This is a genomic window from Dactylosporangium sp. NPDC049525, assembly GCF_040676755.1.
Lineage (GTDB): Bacteria > Actinomycetota > Actinomycetes > Mycobacteriales > Micromonosporaceae > Dactylosporangium.
Genome location: NZ_JBFAPO010000070.1, coordinates 8,245 through 27,528, shown reverse-complemented (window position 1 = coordinate 27,528; position 19,284 = coordinate 8,245). Strand labels below are relative to the sequence as shown.

Annotated in this window: 6 protein-coding genes; all 6 read left to right on the top strand. The window is 74.3% G+C overall.

Annotated elements, in window-relative coordinates; genetic code table 11:
- The first annotated feature begins 61 nt into the window (after nt 1-61).
- The 6 genes from AB0K00_RS50180 to AB0K00_RS50155 are packed head-to-tail and all read left to right on the top strand — an operon-like array spanning nt 62 to nt 19,279.
- Complete coding sequence (locus tag AB0K00_RS50180; protein WP_363537689.1) at nt 62-4,789, top strand: condensation domain-containing protein; 4,728 nt, start codon at nt 62-64, stop codon at nt 4,787-4,789.
- Complete coding sequence (locus AB0K00_RS50175; RefSeq protein ID WP_363537687.1) at nt 4,789-8,421, top strand: beta-ketoacyl synthase N-terminal-like domain-containing protein; 3,633 nt, start codon at nt 4,789-4,791, stop codon at nt 8,419-8,421. The genes AB0K00_RS50180 and AB0K00_RS50175 overlap by 1 nt, the downstream gene beginning before the upstream one ends.
- Nucleotides 8,418-11,882, top strand: coding sequence for an ACP S-malonyltransferase (gene fabD / locus AB0K00_RS50170; RefSeq protein WP_363537685.1), 3,465 nt, complete (start codon nt 8,418-8,420; stop codon nt 11,880-11,882). Before AB0K00_RS50175 ends, fabD begins: the two co-directional genes overlap by 4 nt.
- Nucleotides 11,879-12,685, top strand: coding sequence for an alpha/beta fold hydrolase (locus AB0K00_RS50165; protein WP_363537683.1), 807 nt, complete (start codon nt 11,879-11,881; stop codon nt 12,683-12,685). The genes fabD and AB0K00_RS50165 overlap by 4 nt, the downstream gene beginning before the upstream one ends.
- Nucleotides 12,682-13,578, top strand: coding sequence for a class I SAM-dependent methyltransferase (locus AB0K00_RS50160; protein ID WP_363537681.1), 897 nt, complete (start codon nt 12,682-12,684; stop codon nt 13,576-13,578). Before AB0K00_RS50165 ends, AB0K00_RS50160 begins: the two co-directional genes overlap by 4 nt.
- A complete protein-coding gene (locus AB0K00_RS50155) occupies nt 13,526-19,279 on the top strand; it encodes an SDR family NAD(P)-dependent oxidoreductase (protein WP_363537679.1) in 5,754 nt (1,917 codons plus the stop codon). The genes AB0K00_RS50160 and AB0K00_RS50155 overlap by 53 nt, the downstream gene beginning before the upstream one ends.
- The last annotated feature ends 5 nt before the right edge of the window (nt 19,280-19,284 follow it).

Below are 19,284 nucleotides of genomic sequence, written 5' to 3'. Positions count from 1 at the left end.
GCGTGCGGCGGGCTCCCCGCCGTACGCCGCACAGCACACCCCTCTACGTCTGTGAGGAACGATGACCCCTCCTGCCGACCCGCTGACCGACGTCGTGCTCGACGAGCTCCGCGCGCTCGCCGCCGAGCCGGGCGCCCCGGCCGTGCGCGTGCTGCAGATCGGCGCGGGCGCGGCCGGCCGGACCGCGGCGCTGCTCGACCGGCTCGGCGCCCTGGCGGTGCCGGTCGAGGAGTACCGGTGCACCGACGTCGACGACGCCGCGCTGCGAGGGTTGCGCGCCGCCGTCACCGACCCGGGATACCTGCGGCTGGACCGGCTCGACCCGCGGCAACCGCTGGACGGGCAGGGGGTCGCGCCCGGCTCCTACGACCTGCTGATCGTCCCCGACGGGTTCGGGGCGGCGGGGGAGTACCGGCGGGCGGTGCGCACCGTGAAGGCGGCGCTGGCCCGCGACGCGCTGCTGGTCCTGCGCGACGCCGCGGCGGGTTCGGAGCCCGGCGGTGCGGTGCTGTCCACCGAGGGGTTCACTGACGTCGAGGTCCTCGGCCACGGCGCCACGCGGGTGCTGGTCGGCCGCAGCGACGGCCTGGTCCGCCGCGACGCACCGGACACCGGCGCCCCGGCCCGCACCGCGGGTGCGGCCGGCGCGGTTCGTACCCCGGCACCCACCGGCGAACACGGCCGGATCGTCCGGCAGACGGTCATCGACACCCTGGCGGACGCCCTGGGGCTGGCGGCCGGGCAGGTCGAGCCGGACGTGTCGTTCGCCGACTTCGGGCTCAACTCCGTCAGCGGGGTGCGTTTCCTGCACAGCCTCAACGAGGCCCTGGGCACGCGGCTCGAGTCGACCGTCATCTTCGACTACAGCTCCGCCGACCGGCTCGCCGCGCACATCCTGGCCGAAGGCCTCGTCGCCGCGCCCGCACCGCCGGCGGTCACGCCCGCGCGGACACCGACCCCCGCCCCCGCGCCGGTTGTCGTCAGCGCCCCCGCGCCCCGGACGCCCACCGCGGCCGACGGGGTGGCGGTCATCGGGATGAGCGGCCAGTTCGCGCACTCCGAGAACCTCGACCAGCTGTGGGCGCATCTGCGCGACGGCGACAGCCTCGTCGACGAGGTCACCCGCTGGGACCTCGACGCGTTCTACGCCCGGTTCCCCGCCTCCGAGCACGGGTACTGCCGGCGCGCGAGCCTGCTCGACGGCGTCGACCTGTTCGACCCCCAGTTCTTCGGCATCTCGGGGCTCGAGGCCACGTACATGGACCCGCAGCAGCGGCTGTTCCTGGAGCAGAGCTGGGCCGCGCTGGAGGACGCCGGGCACGTCGGCGCCGGCGCCGCCGGGCTGGCCTGCGGGGTGTTCGCCGGCTACAACGGCAGCGACTACCACCACCTGTGCGGCGTCAACCCGCCGGCGCAGGCGATGTGGGGCAACGCCGCCTCGGTGCTGTCCGCCCGCATCGCCTACTTCCTGGACCTGCAGGGCCCGGCGCTGACCATCGACACCGCGTGCTCCAGCTCCCTGGTCGCGATCCAGCTCGCCTGCCAGGGCCTCACCATCGGCGAACTGGACCTGGCCCTCGCCGGCGGCGTGTACGTCAGCTCCACCCCCGGGTTCATGCTGGGTGCCAGCCAGGCGGGCATGCTGTCACCGGACGGGACCTGCTACTCGTTCGACAGCCGCGCCAACGGGTTCGTGCCCGGCGAGGGCGTCGGGGTCCTGGTCCTCAAGCGCCTCGCCGACGCGCTCGCCGACGGCGACCACATCCACGGGGTGATCCGCGGCTGGGGCACCAACCAGGACGGCGCGACCAACGGCATCACCGCCCCGAGCGCCCGGTCCCAGGAGCGGCTCGAACGGCACGTGTACGACAGGTTCGGCATCGACCCGGCCGGCATCGGAATGGTCGAGGCCCACGGCAGCGCCACGCCGCTGGGCGACCCCATCGAGTTCCAGGCGCTGTCGCGCGCGTTCGCCGCGCACACCGACGCCCGCGGCTACTGTGCGCTTGGCTCGATCAAGACCAACGTCGGGCACACCACGTCCGCCGCCGGCGTCGCCGGGGCGCTGCGGGTGCTGCTGGCGCTGCGCCACCACCAGATCCCGCCGTCGCTGAACTTCGACCGGCCCAACCCGCAGATCGACTTCACGCAGAGCCCGTTCTACCTCAACACCAAGACGGTGGACTGGCCGGCGCCCGACGGCGGCGCGCCCCGCCGCGGCGCGGTCAGCTCGTTCGGGCTCAGCGGCACCAACGCCCACCTGGTGATCGAGGAGGCGCCCCCGGTCACCGACCGGCACCGGCCCCGGTCCGCGCACCTGATCGTGCTCAGCGCCCGCAGCCCGGAGCAGCTGCGGGAGCAGGCCGAGCGGCTCGCCGCGCACTGCGCCGACCAGCCCGGCCTCGACCTCGGCGACGCGGCGTTCACGCTGCTCACTGGGCGTCGCCGGCTGCGGCACCGGCTGGCCTGCGTCGCCGGCGACCCGGCCGAGCTGGCCGGGGCGCTGCGCGGCTACGTGCGGGGCGAGCGGCCGGCCGGCGTGCTGACCGGGCACGTGGCCGCCGACGAGCCCGAGCGGGCGATGCTGCGCCGCTTCGGTGAGCAGTGCGTCCGCGACAGCCGGGACCGTGAGGGCAGCGAGCTGGCCGAGCATCTGCAAGCCGTCGGTGAGCTGTTCGTCCAGGGGTACGAGCTGGACTACGCCGGGCTGTTCGCCGGTGACCGGTACCGCCGGGTCCCGCTGCCCACGTACCCGTTCGCCCGCGAACGGTACTGGGCACCCGGCCCCGGCACACCCGAACTTCCGGCCGCGCCGGTCGCGGCCGCAGTCGTGGTCGACGCGCCGGTGGGCGACGTGGACGACGTGCCGGGCGCGCTGACCGCCTCGGTCGCCGGGCTCCTCGCGCTGCCGGCCGACCGCATCGACCCGGACGCGCCGCTGCTCGCCCACGGCTTCGACTCCATCAACGCGGTGGCGCTGAGCCGGCACGTCCGCGACGTGTACGGCGCCGACCTCTCCGCCCGAGACATCTTCGAGGGCGGCACGCTGCGCGCCGTGATCGGCCTCGTCACCGGGATGATCGACGCGGGCGCGACCCCGGCCGTGCCGGCCGTCCCCGCGGCGGCCGACCCGGCGCAGGCCGGCCCGCTCTCCGCCGGGCAGGGCGTGCTGTGGGCGGTCCAGCAGCTGGCTCCGCACAGCACCGCCTACCACCTGCCGCACGCGTTCCGCATCCGCGGGCCCGTCGACCCCGAGGCGTTGCGGACCGCGCTGCTGCGCCTCGCCGACCGGCATCCCGCGCTGCGGGCCACGTTCACCGTCGAGGGCGCCGAACCGGTCCAGCGCGCAGACGGCGCACCGCCGGCCTTGGAGCTGCTCGACGCGCGGTACCGCGGCAACGGCCAGATCGCGGCGATGCTGCGGGACCGCACCGACGCGCCGTTCGACCTGGAGCGCGGGCCGCTGCTGCGCGCGCACCTGCTGACCCGCGCCGACGACGACCACATCCTGCTGACCGTCACCCACCACCTCGTCTTCGACGGCACGTCGCTGATGGTGTTCATGCGTGAGCTGACCGTCCTGTACCTCGCCGCCCGGTCGGGCCGGGAGCTGCCGCTGCCCGCGCTGGAGGCGTCGTACGCCGACTTCGTCGCGTGGGAACGCGGCTACCTGGCCGGGGAGCGCGGCGGGCGCGACGCCGGCTACTGGCGGGACCGGCTGGCCGATCCGCCGCCGGCGCTGCGGCTGCCGACCGACCGGCCGCGGGGCGAGGCAACCCGGTTCTCCGGCGCCGTGCTCGAACGGCAGCTGCCGGCCGAGCTCACCGGCCGGATCGCGGACCTGGCCCTGGCCACCGGCGCGTCCCCGTTCGTGGTCATGCTCGGCGCGTTCGCCGCGGAGCTGCGGCACTGGTCCGGGCAGGACGAGCTACTCATCGGCACGCCGTTGCAGGGGCGGCCGGAGCGCCGTTTCGAGGGGCTGATCGGCTACTTCATGAACCAGGTGCCGATCCGGGTCCGGGCGGGCGCCGGGCAGACCTTCGCGGCGCTGACCGCGGACGTGCGCACGGCGGTGTACGAGGCGTTTGACCACGGCGAATACCCCGTGTCGGAGCTCGGCCTCGGCGCGGCCGCGGACGTGCGGGTCACGTTCGTCTTCCAGAACTGGCTCGAGGACCCGCGGCGGGCGCTGCGCCCGGACGGCGACGTGGCCGACGCCGACCTGCTGCCGCTGGAGCCGATCCTGGGGCTGCACCAGCAGGGCATGTTCGACCTGACCCTGGAGCTGGTGCGCACCGGCGAGGCGTACACGATGCTGCTGCTGTACAACCCGGAGCTGTTCGACCCGGCGACGGTCGACGGCTTCGCCGGCCGCTACGCCGACCGCCTCGCCGCCGCGTGCGACGACGCCACCGTCGTGCTGGGCCCGGTGCCGCAGGCAGCACCGTCACCGTCACCGTCACTCGAACCGGCACCGGCGGCGACCGAGGCGGACGTCAGGGCCGTGGTCACCGCCGCGTTCCAGGAGGCGCTCGGCGTGGACGACATCGACCCCGCCGACAACTTCTTCGACCTCGGCGGCCACTCCGTGCTGCTGGTGAACCTGACCCTGAAGCTGCGGGCCGCCCTGGGCCGCGACGTGCAGAGCGTTGAGCTGTTCCAGAACCCGACCATCGACGCGTTGGTCCGCCACCTGAGCCCGGCGAGCACCGGCCCCTCGTACGAACGGAGCCGGCGCAAGGGCCTGGCCCGGCGGGCGGCGCTCGCGCGGATGGCGGTGCCGGCCTGATGCGCAGTGAGGAAGTGTCCGACGTGACCGGTCAGACCACCACCGATAACGCCACCGATCTGGACGTCGCCGTCATCGGGATGGCCTGCGCCTTCCCCGGCGCCGGCACGCCCGAACAGTTCTGGGCGAACCTGTGCGACGGCGTGGAGTCCGTGCGCCCGCTCAGCGACGAGGAGCTGCTGGCGCGGGGCGTGCCGCCGGAGACGCTGCGCGACCCGGACTACGTGAAGGCCGCGTCCACCCTCGATGACGTCGAGTCGTTCGACGCGGAGTTCTTCGGCATCAACCCGAACGAGGCCCGGGCCACCGACCCGCAGCACCGGCTGTTCCTCGAGGTCTGCTGGTCGGCGCTGGAGGACGCGGGCTACGACCCGGGCGCCTTCGACGGTGACATCGGCGTGTTCGCCGGCGGCGGGATGAACACCTACCTGCTGGAGGTCCTCGCCCGCAACGCCGCCTTCTGGCAGACCACCAGCGTCGAGCAGATGATGATCGGCAACGACAAGGACTTCCTGCCGTCGCGGGTGTCGTACAAGCTGAACCTGACCGGCCCGAGCATCAACGTCAACACCGCCTGCTCGACGTCGCTGGTCGCCATCCACCTGGCCCGGCAGAGCCTGCTGCTCGGCGAGAGCGACATGGCACTCGTCGGCGGCGTCTCGATCATCCTGCCCAACGGCCGTGGGTACCGCTACATGAAGGACGGCATCCAGTCCCCGGACGGCCACTGCCGCGCGTTCGACGCCGAGGCCCGCGGCACCGTGTGGGGCGACGGCGCCGGCGTGGTCGTGCTCAAGCGGCTCAGCACCGCCATCGCCGACGGCGACCGGATCCTGGCCACGGTCAAGGGTTCGGCGGTCAACAACGACGGTGCCCAGAAGGTCGGCTACACCGCGCCCGGCGTCGACGGCCAGAGCCGGGTGATCGTCGAGGCGCTCGCCGAGGCCGGCGTGTCACCGGACGAGATCGGCTACGTGGAGGCGCACGGCACCGGCACGTCGCTCGGCGACCCGGTCGAGATCACGGCGCTGACGCAGGCGTTCCGCAGCGGCACCGACCGGACCGGCTACTGCGCGATCGGCTCGGTGAAGACGAACATCGGGCACCTCAACGCCGCCGCCGGCATCGCCGGGTTCATGAAGGCGGTGCTCGCCGTGCGGCACGGCCGGATCCCGGCCAGCCTCAACCACGACACGCCCAACCCGCGCATCGACTTCGCGGCGAGCCCGTTCCGGGTGCAGACGCAGCTCGCGGACTGGGCCGGCGACGGGCGCCCGCGCCGGGCCGGGGTCAGCTCGATGGGCATCGGCGGCACGAACTGCCACGTCGTCATCGAGGAGCCGCCGGCGCCGTCCCGGGAGCCGGAGACCGCCGCCGCGCCGCGGCACGTGCTGCCGCTGTCGGCGCGCACGGCCACCGCCCTCGCCGCCGCCACCGAGCGGCTCGCCGACCACCTCGCCGCCCACCCGGACCTGGACCTCGCCGACGTCGCCTACACGCTGCAGTGCGGCCGCCGGCACTTCCCGCACCGCCACGCCGTGGTCGCCGCGAACACCGCGGACGCCGCCCGCATCCTGCGCGACCGCGACCCGGACGGGCTGCTGGCCCCGGGCGCGTCCGCACCGGCCGAGGACACCCACGGCGCCACGGAGCTGACCCGCTGGCTGGGCGGCGAACACCCGGACTGGGCGGCGATCTGGGGCAAGAGCGGGCACACCCGGGTCGCGTTGCCGACCTACCCCTTCGAGCGGCAGCGGTACTGGTACGACGCCAAAACCGACGACGGCTACTTCAGCAAGCTGCCGGACATGGCCGACTGGTTCTCGCTGCCGGTGTGGAAACCCGCGCCGCTGCCGTTCGACGCCGCCGTCCGCACCGACCGCCGGCGCCTGATCCTGGCCGACGACACCGGGCTCGGCGCGGCCGTGGCCGACCTGCTGCGGGCGCGCGGCGAGCGGGTCGTCGTGGTCACCGCCGGGGCCGGCTACGAGCGGGTCGACGACGCGACGTTCACCGTCGACCCCGCCGACGGCGAGGGCTACCACGACCTGTTCCAGGCGCTGCTGGAGACCGGCGAGGCACCCGCCGACATCCTGTTCTGCTGGCCGCTGGACGCCGCCGCCGGGCAGGGCGACGGCTTCGACCGCGACGCGTTCGAGGCCGCCCAGAGCCGGGCGCTGTTCCCGATCCTGTGGATCGCGGAGGCGCTGACCGAGCACGCCGCCGACCATCCGGTGCGCCTGACCGCCGTCACCGCCGGCGTGTGGGACGTGACCGGCGGCGAGCCGCACGCGGTCGACGCCAGCACCACCGCCGGCGCCTGCCTGGTGTTCCAGCAGTCCTACGGCGCGGTCTCGGCCCGCAGCGTCGACCTCGGCCGGGCCGGCGAGGACGTTGCCGCGCAGGCCGGCCGGGTCCTGGCCGAGCTCGACGGGTCGGCAACGGAGATGCTGTGCGCCTACCGCGGCGGGCGCCGGTACGTCCGCTCGTACACGCCGGTGCGGGTCGAGGCGGCCGCGCCCCGGGCCGCGGAGCTGGTGAAGGACCGGGTGTACCTGGTGCTCGGCGCGCTGGAGGGCATCGGCCACCAGATCTCCGAGCACATCGTCCGCGGTGCCGGCGGCCGGCTGCTGATCGTGGAGGAGCCGGGCTTCCCGGAGCCGGCGCAGTGGCCGCAGTGGCTGGCCGAGCAGGGCGACGACGACCCGGTCAGCGTCCGGATCCGGGCCGCCGAGGCGCTCGTCGCCGAAGGGGCCGTGTTCGTCGGGGCGCTCGGCACCGACCACGACGCCAACGCCCGGCTGCTGGCCGACGCGGAGGCCGCGGCCGGTCCGGTGGCCGGGGTCGTGCACGCCCCGGGCGCCTCCAACGCCAAGCGCATCAGCACGATGCGCGCCGTCAGCGTCGACGACTGGTGGCTCAACTTCGACGCCGTCGGGCACACCCTGGTGCTGCTCGACCGGATGTTCGGCGACCGGCCGCTGGACTTCCGCATCATGACCAACTCGCTCGGGTCGGTGCTCGGCGGCGACGGGTTCTTCCACATCGCCACCGTGGGCGGGTTCGCGAAGGCGTACACGGCGATGCGGGCGCGCCGCGGCGGCCCGACGTGGTCGGTGCAGTGCTGGGACTCCTGGACCGTGGAATGGGTCGGCATCAGCCGGTTCCTGCCGCCGTCGCTGTTCAGCCGGGTCGAACCGTCGGTGCTGACCAGCGAGGAGGGCGTGCGCTGCTTCGAGCGCGCGTTCGCCGTCGCCGGTGAGGTCGAGGTGGAGATCTCCGCGACCGACCTCGCCCGCCGCTACCAGAAGTGGGTCGAGTCGACGGCGTTGCGCGCCACCGGGCCGGTCGAACCGCCGGCGGCGCATCCGCGCCCGCAGCTCGACACGCCGTTCGTCACGCCGCGCAACCCGCTGGAGCACGACGTCGCCGAACTGTTCACGCAGATGCTGGGCGTGTCCACGGTCGGCGCCGACGACAGCTTCTTCGAGCTGGGCGGGCACTCGCTGCTCGGCGTCGAGCTGGCCGCCGAGGTCCGCCGCCGCTACTCGATCGACATGGACCTGTACCTGCTGTACGGGATGTCCACCGTCGCCGACCTCGCCGCGCACATCGATCGGGTCCGGGCATGACGACTACGGTCTTCCTGTTCTCCGGGCAGGGTTCCCAGTACCACCAGATGGGCCGGGAGCTGTTCGAGCACGAGCCGGTGTTCGCGCGGGCACTGCGCGACCTCGACGCCGTCGTGCTGGACCTGACCGGCGAGTCGGTGATCGCGCGGATGTACGACGACGGCCGGAGCATCGCCGACCCGTTCGACCGGCTGCGGCACAGCCACCCGGCGATCTTCATGATTGAGCTCGCGGTCTGCCGGCTGCTCGCCGACCGCGGCATCGAACCGGACTACGTGCTCGGCGCCAGCCTCGGCGAGTTCGCCGCGGCCGCCGTGGCCGGCGTCCTGCCGGCCGAGGAGCTGCTGCGCAGCGTCGTCGCGCAGGCCCGGCTCGCCGAGGCGCACTGCCCGCCCGGCCGGATGCTGGCCGTGCTGGGCGACCCGGCCATGTTCGGTGCCGACCCGCAGCGGTGGGCGGGCAGCGAACTGGCCGCGGTCAGCTACGACGCCCACTTCGTGGTGGCCGGCGCCACCGAGGCCCTGGAACGCATCCGGCGCGACGTGCAGTCGGCCGGCGTCGCCGCAGAGTTCCTCCCGGTGCCGCACGCCTTCCACTCCTCGCACCTGGACGGCTTCGCGGCCGGGTTCATCGACATCTACCGGGGGCTGGACTTCCAGGCCCCGCGGGTCCCGTTCGTCTCGGCTGTGCACCCGGGCTTCCGGGAGCGGTTCGACGCGCAGTACTTCTGGGACGTCGTGCGCCGGCCGATCCAGTTCCCCGGCGCCGTGCGGCAGCTCGTGGCGCGGGCCGGCGCGGAGGACCTCGCGTTCGTCGACGTCGGGCCGGGCGGCACGCTCGCCGGCTTCACCAGCCGCGTGCTCGGCCCGGGCGCGCGCTGCTACCCGATCCTTTCCGCGTTCCAGCGGGACCGCCACCTCCTGACCGAGGTGGCGGCCCTCCGCCCGCGGCGGGCGACCCCGGCCGCGGCTGACGATAGAGGTGACATGCACGCCTTTCTCTTCCCTGGACAGGGATCCCAGCACAAAGGCATGGGCGCTGCCCTGTTCGACGACTTCCCGGAGCTGGTGGCGACCGCCGACCGGGTCCTCGGCTACTCGATCCGCGAGCTGTGCCTCACGGATCCTGACCGGCGGCTGACCCGCACCGAGTTCACGCAGCCGGCCCTCTTCGTCGTCAACGCGCTGACCTACCTGGCCCGCGTCCGCGACACCGGCGTGCGGCCCGACTACGTGGCCGGGCACAGCCTCGGCGAGTACAACGCCCACTTCGCCGCCGGCACCTTCGACTTCGAGACCGGGCTGCGCCTGGTCCAGCGGCGCGGCCTGCTGATGAGCCGGGCCGCCGAGGGCGGGATGGCCGGCGTCATCGGCCTCACCGTCGAGGAGGTCCGGGACGTGCTGACCCGCGAGGGGCTCACGGACCTCGACGTGGCCAACCACAACTCGCCCCGGCAGGTGGTCGTGGCCGGGCCACGCGAGGTCGTCCGCGCGGCGCAGAAGGTGTTCGAGGCCGCCGGGGCCAAGCACTACATCCCGCTCAACGTCAGCGGCGCCTTCCATTCCCGGCTCATGCGCCCGACGCGGCAGGAGTTCGCCGCGGACCTGCGCCGGGCCGAGTTCCGGCCGCCGCAGATCCCGGTCATCGCCAACGTCACCGCGCGGCCCGGCCGGCCCGGCGAGACCGCGGCCACGCTCGAGGAGCAGGTCACCGGGCAGGTCCGCTGGAACGACACGATCCGCTACCTGCTCGCCGTCGGCGTCACCGAGTTCACCGAGGTCGGCCCGGGCAAGGTGCTCGCCGGGCTGGTGGCCAAGATCCGGGCCGAGGCCGAGCCGCTGGTGCTCGACCCGGAACCCGCCCCGGCCCTCGTTTCCGCGCCAGCCCCGGTGGCCGTACCGCGGATCCCGGCGCAGCGGACTCCGCCTGTGACCGCGGCGTCCGTGCCCGTGCCGGTGCCCGTGTCTGCGCCCGTGTCCGTGCCCGCGCAGTTCCGGTCGGAGCCCGCCAACGGCGGGAGCGCCAAGATGCGCGCCAGCCTCACCGCGCAGAGCCTCGGCAGCGCGGACTTCCGGCGGGACTACAACCTCAGCCACGCGTACGTGGCCGGCGGCATGTACCGCGGCATCTCCTCGACCGACCTCGTCATCCGCATGGGCCGCGCCGGCCTGCTGGCGTTCTTCGGCACCGCGATGCTCGGCCGCGCCGACGTCGACGAGGCCGTCCGGAAGATCCAGCAGGGACTGCCGGCCGGCGCACCGTACGGCGTGAACCTGGTGCACAGCCCGGCCGACCCCGGCGCCGAGGAAGCCGTCGTCGACGTCTGCCTGGCCCGCGGTGTCCGGGTCATCGAGGCGTCCGCGTTCATGAGCATCACCGCGGCCCTCGTTCGCTACCGGGCGAAGGGGCTGCGCCGCGGCCCCGGCGGCACCGTCACCGCCACCAACCGGATCATCGCGAAGCTCTCGCGGCCCGAGGTCGCCCGGCCGTTCCTGAGCCCGGCCCCCGCGGAGATCGTCGCGCGGCTCGCCGCCGCCGGTGCCATCACCGCCGACGAGGCCGCGCTGGTCCGCGAGATCCCGCTCGCCGAGGACCTGTGCGTCGAGGCCGACTCCGGCGGCCACACCGACCGCGGCGTCCTGGCGGTGCTGCTGCCGGCCATCATCGACCTGCGCGACCGGCTCGCCGCCGAGCACGGCTACCGGCACCGGGTCCGGGTCGGCGCGGCCGGTGGCCTGGGCACCCCGGCGGCGGTCGCGGTCGCGTTCATGCTCGGCGCCGACTTCGTCCTCACCGGCTCGATCAACCAGTGCACCGTCGAGGCCGGCACCAGCGACCCGGTCAAAGACCTGCTGGAGCAGGCCGGCGTGCACGACACCGCCTACGCCCCGGCCGGCGACATGTTCGAGATCGGCGCCCAGGTCCAGGTGCTGCAGCGCGGCGTGTTCTTCCCCGGCCGGGCCAACCGCCTCTACCAGCTGTACCGGCACTTCGAGGCCCTGGACGACATCGACGCGAAGACCCGCACGATGCTGGCGGAGAAGTACTTCCGGCGCCCGCTCGAGGACGTGTGGACCGACGTCAAGGCATACCAGCCGGCCCGCGAGATCGAACGGGCCGAGCGCAACCCGAAGTACCGGATGTCGCTCATCTTCCGCTGGTACCTGGCCCGCTCCACGATGGCCGCCCTCGACGGCGACCCGGACCTGCGCATCGACTACCAGATCCACTGTGGACCGGCGATGGGCGGCCTGAACGAGTGGCTGCGCGGGACCGAGCTGGAGCACTGGCGGCACCGCCACGCCGACGAGCTGGGCCGGCGGCTGATGCAGGCCGCCGCCGAGCTGATCGAGCGGCGCTTCGCCGGCTGGTTCGGCGCCACCGCCCCGTTCCCCACCGCCTCGGTCCCCGGCGGCCTCGTCGCGGCCGCGGCGGCGCCGCCCCAGCTGGTGGCGCGATGAACCTCGAACTGCTGCACGTCGCCGCCACCGGACCGGGCGACCTGCCGCCGCTGCTGTTCGTGCACGGCTCCAACCTCGCGGCCTGGTGCTGGCAGGAGCACTTCCTGCCGTACTTCGCGGCCGAGGGCCACGAGGCGTACGCGCTCAGCCTGCGCGGGCACGGCGGCAGCGACGGCGCCGACCAGCTGTCGTCGTTCACGCTCGCCGACTACGTCGCCGACGTCCGCGACGTCATGGCCCGGCTGCCCGCCCCGCCCGTGCTCGTCGGCCACTCGATGGGCGGCGCCATCGGGCAGCTGATCCTGCGTGACCACCCGGAGACGATCGCGGCCCTGGTGCTGCTCGCCGCGGTGCCACCGACCGGCCTGGGCGCCGACACGACCCGGCTGGTGGTCAGCCACGCCGCCGACGTCGAGCGGATGCGCGACTTCAACACCGGCAAGGCCGACACGTTCCCGATCGGCCTGTACCTGTCGAACCGGCTCCCGGAGGCCGAGCGCGGCGCCTACGCGGCCCGGCTGCAGCCCGAGTCGGACAAGGCCGGCTACGCGCTCACCGGCCGGGTCGTTCGGGCCCGCCCCGTCCCCGGCGTGCCGGTGCTGGTGCTGGGCGGGCAGACCGACCGGATCGTCTCCCCGCCGTCCGTGCGGGCCACCGCGAAGGCGTACGCCACCGAGCCGGTGATGTTCGCCGGGATGAGCCACCTGATGATGCTGGAGCCCGACTGGCGGGAGGTGGCCGCGGCGGTCCTCGGCTTCCTCCGCGACCGCCCCGCCCTGACCACGATGCGAGGGCAGGGATGACGACACAGGTTTCCTACAAGGTCACGACGATCGCCACCAACGTCGACAAGGAGATCGATCGGCTGCGGGCGCAGGTCGACCTGTTCTGGGACAGCGAGGTCCGGCACTACGCCGGCAGCGGGCTGCGCGACGGCATGAACGTCGTCGAGCTCGGCTGCGGGCCCGGGTTCACCACCGGCAAGCTGCTCGAGACGTACCCGGGCATCACGATCACCGCGGTCGACCTCGACCCGCTGCTGCTCGACGTGGCCCGGGACCGCCTCGCCGAGCGGTACGACGGCAGGATCTCCTTCCGGGTCGGCTCCATCGAGGACACCGAACTGCCGGCCGACACGTTCGACTTCGCGCTGACCCGGCTGGTGCTGGAGCACCTGCCCGACCCGGTCGTCGCGGTCCGGGAGGTCGCGCGGATCCTGCGGCCCGGCGCCCGGGCCGCCTTCGTCGACAACGACTTCGAGATGCACATCATGACCTCGCCCCCGGTCGACTCGCTCGGCGAGCTCTACGAGGCGTACTGCGCCGCCCGCGTCGCCGAGGGCGGCAACCCCAGGATCGGCCGGGAACTGCCGATGGTGCTCGCCGCCGGCGGGCTGTCCCGGGTCGGCTTCGAGGTGCTCAGCGCGCACAGCGCCATCATCGGCACCGAGATCTTCCTGGGCTCCGAGGGCGTCGGCATCCCCACCAAGCTCGTCCGGGACGGCTTCCTGTCCAGCAAGGCGCTCGCCCGCATCTCGGTGAGCTGGCGGGACATGATGGCCGACCCCAACCACTCGATTTTGCGGCAGCTGTACCTCGCGTCGGGCGAGAAGACCACCACGCACCAGGAGAACGGGGACACGGATGGATCTGGAAAGCCGTATCAAGCGGGTCCTGGCCACCGTCCTGCGCAGTAGCGACGCCGAGACCGGCCCCGCGCCGGACCTCGACGCCGGCTTCATCGACCTGGGCGTGAACTCGCTCGGTTCGGTGGCGGTGGTGGAGCTGCTCAACGAGGAGCTGCACCTGACGCTCGGCGTCGAGGTGATGTACGACTGCCTCGACGTCGCCGAGCTCGCCGCCCTCATCCGCGAGCAGTACGGCGACCGCGTCGGCGCCGACGAGCCGTCGCCCGCCGCGCCCGGGCCGGTCGCCGCGGCGCCCGTCGCAGCCGGGCCGGTTGCCGCCGTGCGGGACGCGGACGTGGCCGTCATCGGCATGTCCGGCCGGTTCGCGGGCGCACCCGACCTCGGCCGGTTCTGGCAGCTGCTCGAGGAAGGCGCCAGCAGCGTCCGCGAGATCCAGCGGCCCGGCTGGAACGAGGCCGACTACTACGACCGCGACCCCCGGCGCACCGACCGGTCGATCAGCAAGTGGGGCGGCCTGCTCGACGACGTCGACGTCTTCGACCCCCGCTTCTTCGGCATCTCCCCGGCCGAGGCCGAGTACCTCGACCCGCAGCAGCGACTCTTCCTGGAGGAGTCGTACCGCGCGTTCGAGGACGCCGGCTACGCCCCCGACAGCCTCAGCGGCGAACGGGTCGGCGTCTACGTCGGCGCCCGCGGCTCCGGCTACAAGGATCAGGCGGTCCGCGCCGGCGCGCTCAACTCGCAGGTGTTCCTGGGCACCGACATGGCGATCCTCGGCGCCCGGATCTCGTACTTCCTCAACCTCAAGGGCCCGACCCTCACCGTCGACACGGCGTGCTCATCCGCGCTGGTGGCGATGCACCTCGCGGTGCAGAGCATCCGCCGCGGCGAGTCGGACGTGGCCCTCGCCGGCGGCGTGTTCGTCCTCGACTCGCCCGAGTTCTACGTGCTGACGTCGCAGACGAACATGCTCTCACCCGACGGCGCCTGCAAGACCTTCGACGACGACGCCAACGGCATCGCCATCGGCGAAGGAGTCGGCGCGGTCGTGCTGAAGAGCCTCCGCGCGGCCCTCGCCGACGGCGACCACATCCACGGGGTGATCCGCGGCTCCGCGATCAACCAGGACGGCCGCACCAAGGGCATCACCGCGCCCAGCGCCCGCTCCCAGCAGGGCCTGCTGCACGAGGCGTACGCGGACGCCGACGTCGACCCGGGCACCGTCGGGTACCTCGAGGCGCACGGCACCGGCACCAAACTCGGCGACCCCATCGAGGTCAACGCGCTGCGCGAGGCGTTCCGCCGGTACACCGACCGCACCGGGTACTGCGCCCTCGGCTCCCACAAGGGCAACTTCGGGCACACCATCATGACCGCCGGGATCGCCGGCGTGTTCAAGGCGCTGCTGTCGATGCGGCAGGGCAAGCTGCCCGCCTCCCCACACGTACGGGAACTCAACCGGCACCTGAACCTCGACGACTCGCCGTTCTACGTGAACACCCGGCTGCGGGACTGGCCGCGCCCGGCCGGCCACCCCCGGCGCGCCGGGGTCAGCGCGTTCGGGTTCAGCGGCACCAACGCGCACGTGGTGCTGGAGGAGGCCCCGCCGCGGCCGCCGGCGACCGGCACCGGCGACCCCCAGCTGTTCCCGCTGTCGGCCCGCGACCCGGAGGCGCTACGGCGGCGGGTGGCCGACCTGCTCGCCTGGCTGGAGACCGCCGGGCCCGACGCGCCCCTCGCCGACGTCGCGTACACCCTCGCGGTCGGGCGCACCCACTTCGCGCACCGGACCGCGGTCGTGGCCACCACCGCGGCCGAGCTCGCCGACGCGCTGCGCGGCACCCGCCCGGTGACGCGGGCCGGCGACGGCACCCCCGCCGCGGAGCTGCATGCCCTCGCCGCGCGGTACCAGGACGGCGGCGACGTCGACTGGGCCGGGCTGCACGCCGGGGCCGGCCACCGGCGGGTGTCGCTGCCCACGTACCCGTTCGCGGGCGAACGGTACTGGATCACCGGTGTCGAACCCGGCCCCGAACCCGACGTCGAGGTCGCCGCCGACGCGGTGCTGCTGCGGCCCACCTGGTCGCCGGCCGGCACCGGCACGAGCGAGCCGCCCGCCACCCGGCTGGTGTTCGCCGCCCCGTCGGTCCCGGACCTGGACGGCGGGCACCTGCCGGTCGCCACCGTCGAGGACGGCGCGACCCGGATGGCCGCGCGGCTGCGCGACCTGCCCCGCGGCGGCGCGCCCGTGCTCGTCCAGCTGGCCGTCCCCGGCGACGGCCCGGAACGGCTCCTCGGCGGGCTGCTCGGGCTGCTGCTCAGCGCCGCGCACGAACACCCCGGCATCCGCGCGCAACTCGTCGAGGTCGACGCCGGCGCCGACGCGCGGACCGTGGCGGCGTGGCTCGCGCAGGCCGCCCGGCTGCTGCCGGCCACGCATGTGCGGGCATCGGCGCACGGCCTGCAGACCGAACGCTGGGAGCCGGTGCCGGACGCCGCGGCACCCCCGATCTGGCGCGAACACGGCGTCTACCTGATCACCGGCGGCGGCGGAGGGCTCGGCCGGGTCCTCCTGGCCGACATCGCCGAACGCCTCGGCGCCGCCACGGTCGTCCTCGCCGGGCGGTCCGCGGAAGGCGAACCGGACGGGCACCCGGCGGCCCCGCACCCGGGCATCCGCGTCGAGTACCGCCGGGCCGACGTCACCGACCCGGCGGCGGTCCGGGCACTGGTCCGCGACGTGCTGGCCGCCCACGGCCGGCTCACCGGCGTGGTCCACGCGGCCGGCGTCGTGCACGACGGCCTGCTTGCCGGCACGACCGACGAGCACCTGCGCGCGGTGCTGGCGCCGAAGGTCGCCGGGACGGTGCACCTGGACGAGGCAACCCGCGACCTGCCGCTGGACTTCTTCGTCCTGTTCGGCTCGATCACCGGTCCGCTCGGCATCCTCGGCCGGGCCGGGTACGCCGCCGCCAACGCGTTCCTCGACCGGTTCGCCGAGCACCGGGCGGCCCTCGTCGCCCGCGGCGAGCGGCACGGCCGCAGCGTCGCCATCGACTGGCCGGTGTGGGCCGGCGGCGGCATGCGTGTGGCCGACGAGACCCTGGCCGCGATGCGCCGCACCACCGGATTCACGCCCATGGCGACCGCGGCCGGCCTGCGCGCGCTGCACCTCGCCGTCGCCGGCGACGCCACGCAGATCCTGGCCGCGTCCGGCGACATCGCGCGCATCCGCACCCTGCTGCCGGCCCCCGAACCGACCGCACCCACCGGATCCGCCACGCCGCTGCCGGCCGAACCGGTCTCGGCCGAACCGGTCCCGGCCGTCCCGGTGCTCACCGCCGACCTGGTCGCTCGGCTGCTCCGGGAGGTCACGGCGCTGGCCGCCCGCTTCCTGCGGGTCTCCCCGGACGAGCTGGACCCCGAAGCCGACCTGCACGTCCACGGGTTCGACTCGATCACGCTGACCGCGTTCACCAACCGGCTCAACGACACTTACGGCCTCGACCTGACCCCGCCGATCCTCTTCGAGCACATCACGCTCGGCCGGCTGTGCGGGTACCTCACCGACACCTACGCCGACGTGTTCGCGGCCCGCTGGGCGCCGGCCGCCCCGGTAACGCCAAAAGCGCCGGTAGCGCCGGTGGCGCCGGTAGCGCCGGTGGCGCCGGTGGCGCCGGTGGCGCCGGTGCGGTCGGCCACGTCGGTGGTGTCGGCCGTGTCGGTCGCGGGTGCGCCCGCCCGGACGCGCCCGGCGCAGCCGGCCGGCACCGGCGAGCCCATCGCGGTCATCGGCATGTCCGGCACGTTCCCCAAGGCGCCCGACGTGGCGGCACTGTGGGCCAACCTGCTCGCCGGCACCGACGCGGTCGGCGCCGGCCTCGACGCCCGTTGGGGAGCCCGCGCCGGCGCGGCCACCGAATTCCCCTGGGCCGGGCTCATCGACGACATCGAGGAGTTCGACGCCGCGTTCTTCGGCATCTCCCCGTACGAGGCGCAGCAGATGGACCCGCAGCAGCGGCTCCTGATGACCTACGCCTGGAAGGCCCTCGAGGACGCCGGCTACGCCCCGGCAAGCCTCGCGGGCAGCGACACCGGCCTGTTCGTGGCCACCTTCGACAGCGGCTACGGATACCGCGGCGGCGACGACACCGTCGAGGCGCACACCGCGATCGGCCGGACCCCGTCGCTGGGCCCCAACCGGTTCAGCTACCACCTCGACCTGCACGGCCCCAGCGAACCGGTGGAGACCGCGTGCTCCAGCTCGCTGGTCGCCATCCACCGGGCGGTCGCCGCCCTGCAGCAGGGCGAGTGCGACCTGGCCATCGCCGGCGGCGTCAACGTGCTCGTCGAGCCGACCACGCACACCAGCCTGGCGAAGGCCGGGCTGCTGTCGCCGGAGGGCCGCTGCCGCACGTTCTCGGCCAGGGCGGACGGGTTCGTCCGCGGCGAGGGATCCGGCATGCTCGTGCTCAAGCCCCTGGACCGGGCCGAACGCGACGGGGACCAGATCTACGGCCTCATCCGGGGCACCGCGGTCAACCACGGCGGCCGCGCCCAGTCACTGACCGCGCCGAACCCCCGGGCACAGGCCGACCTGCTGGTCCGCGCGTACCGCCGGGCCGGGGTCGACCCCAGCACGGTCGGCTACATCGAGGCGCACGGCACCGGCACCAAACTCGGCGACCCGATCGAGATCAACGGCCTGCGGTCGGCGTTCGAGCAGCTGTACGCCGACACCGGGCGGGCGCCGGCGGCCCAGCCGCACTGCGGGCTCGGTTCCATCAAGAGCGCCATCGGCCACCTGGAGCTGGCGGCCGGCGTCGCCGGGGTCATCAAGGTGCTGATGCAGCTGCGCCGGCGCACACTCGTGGCGAGCCTGCACACCCAGCCGCCGAACCCGTACATCGACCTCGACGGCAGCCCCTTCTACGTGGTCGAGGAGACCCGCCCGTGGCCGGCCCCGCTGGACGCGGACGGCCTCGCGCAGCCGCGCCGGGCCGGGGTCAGCTCGTTCGGGATCGGCGGCGTGAACGCGCACGCGGTCCTGGAGGAGTACGTGCCGGCCGAGCGGCCCGCGCCGGCGCCGGTGACGGACCGGGAGCCCGCGCTCGTCGTGCTGTCCGCCCGGACCCCGGAACGCCTGCGCCAGCAGGCCCGGCAGCTCCTCGAGTTCGTCCGCGACGGCGAGTGCACCGACGCCGACCTGGCCTCGCTCGCCTACACGTTGCAGGTTGGCCGCGACGCCATGGACTGCCGGCTGGCCGTCGCCGTCACCACGGTGCGTGGGCTGTCCGGCGCGCTCGAGGTGTACCTCGACGGCGACGGCACCGACGTCCCCGGGCTGTATCACGCCGAGGTCGACCAGCACCGGGACGCGGTCGCGTTGATCGCCGGCGACGAGGACCTGCTCGCCGCCACCCGGCGGTGGGCGCAGCGCCGCGACCGCGACAAGCTGCTGCGGTGGTGGGTCCGCGGGCTCGACGTCGACTGGGCCGCCATGTACGGCGACACCCGGCCGAGCCGGATGAGCCTGCCGACGTACCCGTTCGCCCAGCACCGGCAGTGGGTCCCGGCCGGCACCGGCGCCGCGGCGGCCACGCCCTCGTACGCGGGTGCCGTCCAGCAGCACCTCGCCGACCTCGGCGCCGCCCGGCCCGAGCCGGCGCCCGCCCCCTCGTACCTCGGCGCCGTCCAGCAGCACCTGGCCGCGGCGTTCCGGAACAGCTCGATCGACGGAACGGAATGACATAC

What these genes read in the sequence shown, in the direction of transcription:
- AB0K00_RS50180 (WP_363537689.1), top strand. Translation starts at nt 62, where the DNA reads ATGACCCCTCCTGCCGACCCGCTGACCGACGTCGTGCTCGACGAGCTC.
- AB0K00_RS50175 (WP_363537687.1), top strand. Translation starts at nt 4,789, where the DNA reads ATGCGCAGTGAGGAAGTGTCCGACGTGACCGGTCAGACCACCACCGAT.
- fabD (WP_363537685.1), top strand. Translation starts at nt 8,418, where the DNA reads ATGACGACTACGGTCTTCCTGTTCTCCGGGCAGGGTTCCCAGTACCAC.
- AB0K00_RS50165 (WP_363537683.1), top strand. Translation starts at nt 11,879, where the DNA reads ATGAACCTCGAACTGCTGCACGTCGCCGCCACCGGACCGGGCGACCTG.
- AB0K00_RS50160 (WP_363537681.1), top strand. Translation starts at nt 12,682, where the DNA reads ATGACGACACAGGTTTCCTACAAGGTCACGACGATCGCCACCAACGTC.
- AB0K00_RS50155 (WP_363537679.1), top strand. Translation starts at nt 13,526, where the DNA reads ATGGATCTGGAAAGCCGTATCAAGCGGGTCCTGGCCACCGTCCTGCGC.